Raw genomic sequence first — 9,270 nt, forward strand, 5'->3', positions numbered from 1 at the left:
ATTAAAAATAGGCATTGATGATATTACTCATCAACACCATTTATTATAGAGCCAAAAGAAAACAAGTGATATCAAAAATCAATCTATACCTTAATAGCGTGAGGCATTTTTTGGACTAGCGTCAGTGATGCAACCCTTTTTTGAAAAAAATAGATGATGATTCAAACTTTAATTATTATAAAAACCTCCTGAAAAAGACTCTTAACAATTTAGTTAAGAGTCTTTTTACTGATTGTCTTTCTCACGTTTGCGTTGCTCTTTATTCCAATAATAACCTGCAATCATATTATCAATAGCTTGTTTATCTTCTTCTGTGACTTTGACGTGGTTATATGTTAAGTTAGAGGCATTTCTTAGTGGTTCGTCCAATTTAATAATTTCTTCACTGATCATGAATTGAGACGTGGCTCGCCCGAGTAAATAATCGGTCGAAACATTAAATAGCTCCGCCAGTTTAACTAATGATTCTTTGTCAGGGCTTCGCGTATCATTTTCGTAGCCAGAGATAGAAACTTTAGTGACATTCAAAAACTTACCTAATTCTTCTTGAGTCATTCTACTTTTTAATCTGAGCTCTTTTAATCTAACGCCAAAGGACATATGGACACCCCATTTCATACAACTATTATACGTTAACAATTTGTTAACATCAATGTGGAATAAAAAAGTTAACAAAATAGAAATAATTGTATTGACAGTTAATTTTTTGTTAACTATAATAGAATTAATTTAAATTGAGAGATGAGGCGAAACCAAATGATATTGAGTAAATTGAAAAAATTGAGAGAGACGCATAATAAAACTCTGCAAGATATGGCAAAAGTATTGGGGATAACTAAGCAAGGGTATTGGTTGATTGAAAATGGCAAGAGAAAACTATCTTATGAGAACGCGGTTAAACTATCCAGTCTATTTGACAAAAAACCAGATGATATTTTTTTGTCTTCTTTGTTAACAAATGAGGAACAAACGGTAGATGATGAAGAGTGACTTAATGATATGTAAATGTCCGTTAAATTATTGACTTAGATTAAGTGGCTAACGGGGAGTCTGTTAGTGAAAAGAGGGCACTTTTAAGGTAATCTGGATATAGATAGTGTGAAAATCATAATACATTATGAAAACGTTTTGTTAGAATTTAATTTGAAAAACTATGAAAGTCGTGATTCGACATGCAAGATATGAAGATGATGACAGGAGAACACCCCATGTCATCTTCCTAGCAAAAGTATTATGAAGACCAGACTCTAGAATGAATAGAGAACTGAATTAATCAGGAATACTTAGTTATAGTGTCGGTCTTGTGGCAGAGAGGGGGATATTTTCACCGTATGATATTTTGGGTTACTTTAACTAAAAGGGAAACAGCTACCATCTGGGGATTATGTTGACATCGAGTGGGACTTCCTTTTATCTTTTGGCATTAAGGTGATAGAATGAGAGTAAATCATTTATTGAAAATCAGACAAACAGATGTCAAAGGAGCAGTGAGAGATGAATTTTCTTTTTTCAATTGACGATCGTTTTGTCAAGCAATTTAAAACGACGTTATTATCAATCTACTACAATTCTCGAAAAGGGCATCATAATGTCTACGTTCTTCAAAAGGAACCACTAAAGCAAGCCGAAGAGGTGCAGCAATTTTGTCAGCAATTGGAGATGACTTACTATCCTTTATTGGTTGAGGATGACTTTCAGGGAGCACCAGTCTCTAAACGTTATCCAGAAGCGATTTATTATCGATTGTTAGCTTGGAAGTATCTACCTGAAGATGTTAAGAAGATTTTGTATTTAGATGCAGATATTTTATGTTTGAATAATCTCGGTCCATTATATGACTTAGACATTAGTGAGTACTTATATGGGGCCGCTAGTCATGCTAATTTGACTAACGTTACCACGGTGATTAACAAAGTACGACTTAAATCATATGAGTCGGAAGGGTATTTTAATTCAGGCGTGTTGTTGATGAACATTGCCCAAATTAAAGATGAGGTTAAGAGCGAAGATATTTATCAGTTTATTGAAGAAAACAAATTGACTTTATTTTTACCAGATCAGGATATTTTAAATGGTTTATACGGTGAACGAATCGTAGCCATCCCTGATGAAGTCTACAATTATGATGTGAGAAAGAATGCGACTTATGAAGTGTTAAGTAAAGGAAAATGGGATTTGGATTGGGTGATAGAGCAAACTGTCTTTTTGCATTTCTGTGGGAAGGATAAGCCGTGGTATGACAACTATAAGGGACGCTTTAGCTCTGTTTATAAACACTATTACCATAAAGCAAACGATCAATCAATTAAATAAACTATGACCAACATTCCAGTGGGATGTTGGTCATAGTTTATTTAGAGGGTTACTTGGCTAGCTAGTTTATCCAAGTCATAGAGTCCATCAGCCGGCTTGTCAATCATCATCGATGAGATGGTTAGGACATCTACCGCTAACTGTTTAAAGCCGTTGACTCTACAAATTAAATCTGCTACTTGCCACTGGTTAATAATTTCGTCAAACTTAAGAAATGACTGAATGTCCAGTGTCTGATTTGTTTCGTTCTCGACGCGAGCTTTAATAACTTTAGCAGTCTCACTGGGGATATTTTTAGTTTTATAGTGAGTTTCAACAAGTCTAAGAGGTTCTGAGCTATTTTTAGCGTAATTCAGAACTTCGTCAATAAACCTTTTGACTTTAAATTGAAAATTACCGCCTAAAAAAATAGGGATAATCAAGGAGGATTGCTCAATTAAGAGTCGTTGTGCGTCACTAAGGCCTGCTGTACCAATAATCAGCGGCTTATTTTGTTTAATGGCGTAGTGTAAGATCGTCTCGAGATTCTCTTGATGAGAAAAATCAACGATAATATCAAAGGACTCAGATATATCCTCCAACTGGGTGTAATTGTAATAGTGGTCATCACTGCGACAAATCCCAGCCACAATCCGTGTTTCAAAACTGTTGTTGGCAACCTGTAAGGCTAGACGACCAGTTCGTCCAGTAATGCCACTCCATAAAATAGTTGTTGTCATTGTCATGCCTCCTCGTTATGATTATAGATCAGTTTCTTTTGATAAAAGTCGTAAAATGGGAGAGGATGAACTTTCATTGTTAAAGCCTAATGAGACGTGGCGGGAACTAGATGTCAGATTATCCTACGTCCTCTTTAAATGGGTCTTAATGCTTGGGCCAGTTTAATCTAGCGAAACCTTAGCCTGCAAGTGATACATCTCTGCATACAAACGATTTAGATTAAGCAAGCTTTCATGAGTTCCTTTTTCTTTAATTTCACCCCGATCCAAGACGATAATTTGATTAGCATTTTGAATGGTTGATAATCGGTGAGCAACAATAAAGGTCGTTCGGCCTTCTTTGACGACTTCCATGGCATGTTGAATGATTTCTTCAGTCTCCGTGTCAATATGAGAAGTTGCTTCATCTAAAATTAAAATCTTAGGGTTGCTGGCCAATGTTCTGGCAAAGGCAATTAGCTGACGTTCTCCTGATGAGAAAGCCTGTCCTTTTTCGAGTACTGGCTCGTGAATCCCTAATGGTAATTTTTCAAGCAAGGCTTTCCCTCCAACTTTTTCAATAGCCTCTTGGACCATCTGGTCGGTAATTCTCGGGTCATTCATGCTGATATTGGTCGCTACTGTACCACTAAATAAATAAGGCTCCTGTAAAACAATACCCATCTGTTCGCGAATACTTTCCCGGTTGTAGTCGGCTAATTCTTGCTGGTCGATCAAGACTTGTCCCTTTTGCGGGTCGTAAAAACGGAACAATAAATTGATGATTGAGCTCTTTCCAGAGCCTGTATGTCCCACTAAGCCAATAGTTTCTCCTTTGGCAGCAGAAAAATGAATGTCCTTCAAAATCGGTTTGTCAGGCTGATAACCAAATGTTACATGATTAAAGACCACATTCCCATCACTAAAGTTAATAGGAGTGGAACTGTCATTTTCGATCGGTTCGTCTAATAATTCAAAGACGCGTTTTGCTCCGGATAACGCCTGTTGTAAGGTTGACATCAGTCGCACAAGTTCTAAAATAGGATCAAATAAACGAGAGATATAATTAATAATGACGTAAATAGTGCCGATTGAAAAACCCATAACGCCATCGACAAATTGTGTGCCCAGATACATCAAGACAGTCAGCATTACCAAATTTTTAATAAAGGTTGAAAAATCCCAGGATAAGACAGCGTCCAAGCGAATCGATTTTAGTCGTGTATCCAGCCATTTTTGGTTGGTTTCTTCAAATTCCTCCAGCATCGTGTCTTGCTGATGATAAAGTTGAACAATCGACACACCTTGAACGATTTCAGCAGTGTGACTATTAAGCTCACTAACGGATTCCCGCCATTTTTTATTAATCGGCGTGGCTAATTTAACATAAGTCCACTGCCAAATGGCGAAGAAGGGTAACAAAATTAGTAAGCCAGTTCCAATGGTAGGGCTGACCCAATAAAGAGCCACGTAAATCGCAATCACCGTTAATAAATCAATAATCACGGTATTACTAAAGTTCAGATAAAAATTCGTTCGCAACAACTCGACGTCGTTGACGATTCGAGCGGAAATTTTTCCAGCAGGCTTATCATCGAAATAAGAAACTGGAAGTTTTTGCATATGACCATATGCTTGATCCCGTAATTTTTTACTGACACTGTTTGAGGCATAGGCCAGTAGTAAGTAACTAGCGTAACCACAGAGACTGCTGATTAAGGTTATCAGCATAAAAAAGCCAAATTGTTGAATCAAAACCCCGAAGTCAACGTTGTCTTGACTGGCGACCTGAGTAGATACGTAGTCAATCATTCGTTTACCAATCATCGGAACATAAATCGACGTGCTGGCGGCCAGTAAAGATAGGAATATTCCGACACCATAACGATAGGGTTCATATTTAAAATAATTCAGTAATCGATTAAAGGTTGTCATCGTCTTTCACCTCCATTTGTTGGGTCATGTATTGCGTGTAATACCACCCTTTTGAGCGAAGTAGCTCTTGTGGGGAGCCTTGCTCCACAATCGTTCCATCTTCAATAATAATGACTTTATCGGCTTCGGCAATGGCTGATAAACGATGGGTGACAATAATATTAGTTTTATCCTGACGAATTGAGCGGATGTTATCAATAATCGCCCGCTCTGTTTTAGCATCAACGGCTGACAATGAATCGTCTAAAATTAATAAATCAGGTCTGCGAATCAACGCTCGAGCAATAGATACCCGTTGTTTTTGACCACCGGAAATCGACACACCTTTTTCGCCAATCAAAGTTTCCAGACCCTCTGACATGTGGTCGATATCAGTCGTAAAATTGGCAGATTCGATAGCGTCTGCCATCTCAGCATCATCGGCCTGGCGATTACCAAAACGAATGTTGTGCCCGACAGTTTTTGAGAACAGGATATGCTCCTGGGGCACATAGCCGATTAGGCCTTCTAATTTTGTCATATCATAGTCTTGAATCAAGCGACCATTAATTCGAATGGCCCCGATTTTGCTGACGGGGTATTGACGTAATAATTGGCGAACCAAGGTAGTTTTACCACTGCCTGTTTTCCCCACAATTCCAAGGGTTTCACCACGTTTTAACTCAAACTCAATCTGTTTCAGAGTACAGGTTGAGTTAGTTGGATATTGGAACATGTACTCTTTGAACTCAATTTGATTGATGGTATTTATTTCTTCATTTCCTTCTTTTTCTAATTGATCGTCTGCTTGAAGAAGTTCTTCAATTTTTCTGAAAGAGACATTCCCTTGTTGGTAGACCAGCACAATATCAGATAAGCCCCATATTGCACCGCTGAGCATCCCTAAATAGATTTGAAAGGCAATTAGCTGGCCAATGGTCATTTGCCCTTGGCTGATTAAATAGCCACTGTAGGTCAAACCGATGGCGGTGCTTAATCCTGTTAATAATTTAGCGATCTGATTAATGGCACCATTATAGACGACCAAATTATTGGCTTTTTTTAGAACCTCCGCTGTCCGTTTTTCAAAACGAGTCTGCTCCAAATCCTTTTTACCATAAGCCCGCATGACGCGAACGCCATCGACCATCTCTAACACTTCGTTACTTAATTTAGCCACGGAATCTCGGTTATCTTCGTAAAGGACATCAATCTTTTTCCACAAACGAAAAACAATGTAACCAAATAATAGCAATGGTAAGGTACTAAACATTGCCGCTTGCCAAGAGGTTGTTATAATCATAATGACCAGAATGCTAATGGCCCAGGTAACATTAGAGACAATTAGCATAAAACCATAACCAATCGTATCACCTAAATAGTCAATATCGCTGGTCATCCGGGTCATCAAGTCTCCTGAACGGAACCGCTCATAAAAAGGGGTTCTTAAATTCAATAACTTTTTATACGTCTTTCGTCTCATTTCTGACTGATAGTGATAGGATTGACTAAACAAGGTCATCACCCAAATAATATCTGTCATAAAAATAATGATAATACTGATTAAAAAAACAATTAATATAAGTCCTAGATTTTTCCCTGTCAAGCTGCCATCGACAATTGAATCAATAAAACGCTGAATAATCAAATTAGGAATTAAGGTCAATCCTGATGATAGAATTGCAAAGAAAGTCGCGATTCCGTAAATGACAGGATGTTTTTTTATATACTGCCAAAATGTTTTTAACATACTTACTCACTCCATACTAACAAAAACGTTATTTTCTGTTTGATTTAAGCAAAACTATTGCTTAGTCTGTAAAAAAGCGCACAAAAAAACCCATAATATGTTGAATCGACCTTCACACATTACCGGTTGGTTAGTTTATCATTTAAATGCCCATGAAGCTTTGACGACTGTGCGTCAAAAAAGGCAGGCGCTACAAACTAGATACCATATAAGGAGTTAGTTGATTCATTCTCTGTTTATTTAGTTGGGGTTGGTTAATTAAAATATCAGTTTTCATGAGTCATACTCCTTTCCTTTAATCTATTTGATTGCTTTTTTACTTAACTTCTATAATTTACTATAAACAAATGAGAATGTAAAGGTTTTTTTAACAAAAAATTAATAATTAAATAAATTACTATTGTAATTATCGATGAAATTGGATAGATCGAAGCGGGGTGAAAGATAGTAATGAGTAAAGTAGGCATCGAAAGAATAAAGAGGAGAAAAGGAGTGGTTGAACTATTGGATTCCTGAAAAAAATTTATACAATCACCAATGGCAAACTTGACTAGCAGGTAAAATCCTCTCTTTAATCAACTGAGAGCAACCAATCTGAAAAGAACCATCTTCGATTAGTTTAGTTCTACTTATAAAAATTGATGAAGAAATGAAGTCGAAGGTAGTTGATAAACAAGCTAAGTATCCAGCTAGTAATCTTAGAAAGTAAAAAAAGCGCCAAAATATGGTTTGTGGGAAAGGTAGAGAAGATTCGAAACGATGGATAGCGGAGGATTGCTTAACCTAGAAAGAACTATTTGGAAAGGGCTCCTTGCTAAAATGTTTTTAGAGAGACTGAGTCTCCCATCTAAAAAGACTGGAAAGCCCATGAAAAAGGGGATTCCAGTCTTTTTTTATCGTTAAACGACTAATAAATTAAACCGCAACTTTGTCTTTCTTAATCGTCTTAGACAATAATAACGAAGCGATGACGCAACCAACAGCCATGACAATAGCGTAGATAAACATCATATTAAAGCCAGCTTTGCCATCATTATTATCTAACCAGCCACCAATCATGGTGTACATAAAGACATCGGGCAAATAACCCAAACAGGAAACAATCCCTGATACGCGACCAGTTTTAGAAACAGGAATCCCTGCGTCATCAATAATGGCAAAATATTGACTTCTAATCAAGTAAATAAAGAACATGCCTGCGACAAAATTAGCCAGGATAACGGCAATTAACCCTTTATCGGCAGGTAATGCAAGGAACAGGGCATAAGAAAGGCCTGTCAGAACAGCGCCCCCGACAATGACTTTTATCCGCGAACCAATCTTATCTGCAAGGAAGCCACCGATGATGCCTCCAAATGCTTGAATAATGTAACGAACACCTCCAAGAGTCGCGCCACCAGAAACCGATAGGCCGTAGACGTTAATCGCTAGGGTATTGATATAACCAAAGATTCCATAAAGGCTGTAGCCAAAAAACACGACAGCAACCAGTAGCCAAACACGCGGAATAGCCAGTTGCTTAAAAGTACCAATAATGACTTCTTTTAAGGATTCCACTTCTTCTTCCTGAGCGGTATCTTCAATAAAGAACCAGTTTAAAATCCCAATAATAATCACGACGATGGCACAAGTTCGAATAGCCCAGGCCGTGCCTAGAATATCATTAGCAAAACGGCTGTAAACAGCGGTCATACCAAAAACTAGAAGAGCATTTAAAAGCCCACGCAACCCTTCTTGTAAACCGAAAAGCCGTCCCTGCTCAGATGAATCACCTAGCATTCTTGTGGCTTTAATCATTGCTGACCAATAGGTAATAATGGTTGAAACGCCCATTAAGATAAAAATAAGCCGAGCAATATTGAAGGAGGGAAATGTTGAAAACCATAAACCTAAAAGTCCAGTTGCTAGAAAAGAAAAAGTTAACAATTTTCTAGCAGAAAATTTATCCGCCACGATACCTCCAACAAAATAGGAGAACGTTGCCATAGTAGCATAACCAGAAGACAGCATTCCCATTTGGGCGTTGGATAAATTCATTGCTTTTTGAATTGGGACATAGAATGTTTCACGAATGTAAGGCAATTGAAAAATGATGCCAGCTCCAGCTGCTAAGAGTAATAGAGTACCATACTTTTTTATAAAGACTTTATTCATTGATAAATAAACCTCCAGTAAATAGATTTGGTTGGAAAAAACGAACGACAAATAAGGTGTGATCCAGCACCATCAATCGTTGTTATTATTCTCTACTCTCTCTAGTAACACACTTAGTGTAAAGGTTTTCTCAACGGCTGTCAACGCTTTTATTTTAATAAAATATTCAGCAAATTATAATCTTAATCTAATGATACGAGCTGATATTAGCTTAAATATGGATTAAATGATGGAAAATTTTACCTTTGATTATGAAACTAGATAACGAAATAAGTAAGAGGTTTAACCGATAAAACGATGAAGTTTGTGAAGAGTGGTCGTGGAATGAGCTAGAGCTGGATATTAAGAAAGAGTCCAACTCAGTGAGTCAGACTCTTTCTTTTGTTTATTTATTGGCTCTATAATAAATGGTGTTGATGAGTAATATCATCAATGCCTATT

General features: G+C 37.3%; 7 protein-coding genes. 2 read left to right on the plus strand and 5 right to left on the minus strand.

Annotated features, from left to right (window positions below; translation table 11 throughout):
* Positions 1–225 precede the first annotated feature (225 nt).
* Entirely contained in the window at positions 226–600 is a 375-nt protein-coding gene (locus tag RWN13_RS23275; protein WP_314068577.1) for a helix-turn-helix transcriptional regulator, read from the minus strand.
* A 156-nt stretch (positions 601–756) separates the two neighbouring features.
* On the opposite strand from RWN13_RS23275, the gene RWN13_RS23280 reads away from it, so the two are divergent.
* Positions 757–990, plus strand: a complete 234-nt coding sequence (locus tag RWN13_RS23280; protein WP_314068579.1) for a helix-turn-helix transcriptional regulator — start codon at positions 757–759, stop codon at positions 988–990.
* Positions 991–1,494: 504 nt separating this feature from the next.
* Complete coding sequence (locus RWN13_RS23285) at positions 1,495–2,313, plus strand: glycosyltransferase family 8 protein (protein ID WP_314068581.1); 819 nt, start codon at positions 1,495–1,497, stop codon at positions 2,311–2,313.
* A 41-nt stretch (positions 2,314–2,354) separates the two neighbouring features.
* Here RWN13_RS23285 and RWN13_RS23290 read toward each other — a convergent pair whose 3' ends face one another.
* From RWN13_RS23290 to RWN13_RS23305, 4 genes are all read right to left on the minus strand, one after another.
* Positions 2,355–3,032, minus strand: a complete 678-nt coding sequence (locus tag RWN13_RS23290) for a hypothetical protein (protein WP_314068583.1) — start codon at positions 3,030–3,032, stop codon at positions 2,355–2,357.
* Between the two features lie 162 nt (positions 3,033–3,194).
* Entirely contained in the window at positions 3,195–4,946 is a 1,752-nt protein-coding gene (locus tag RWN13_RS23295) for an ABC transporter ATP-binding protein (RefSeq protein WP_314068585.1), read from the minus strand.
* A complete protein-coding gene (locus tag RWN13_RS23300; protein ID WP_314068587.1) occupies positions 4,933–6,675 on the minus strand; it encodes an ABC transporter ATP-binding protein in 1,743 nt (580 codons plus the stop codon). The genes RWN13_RS23295 and RWN13_RS23300 overlap by 14 nt, the downstream gene beginning before the upstream one ends.
* Before the next feature lie 915 nt (positions 6,676–7,590).
* Positions 7,591–8,829, minus strand: a complete 1,239-nt coding sequence (locus RWN13_RS23305) for an MFS transporter (RefSeq protein WP_314068591.1) — start codon at positions 8,827–8,829, stop codon at positions 7,591–7,593.
* Between the last annotated feature and the right edge of the window lie 441 nt (positions 8,830–9,270).

This window comes from uncultured Vagococcus sp., assembly GCF_963518325.1.
GTDB lineage: Bacteria > Bacillota > Bacilli > Lactobacillales > Vagococcaceae > Vagococcus_D.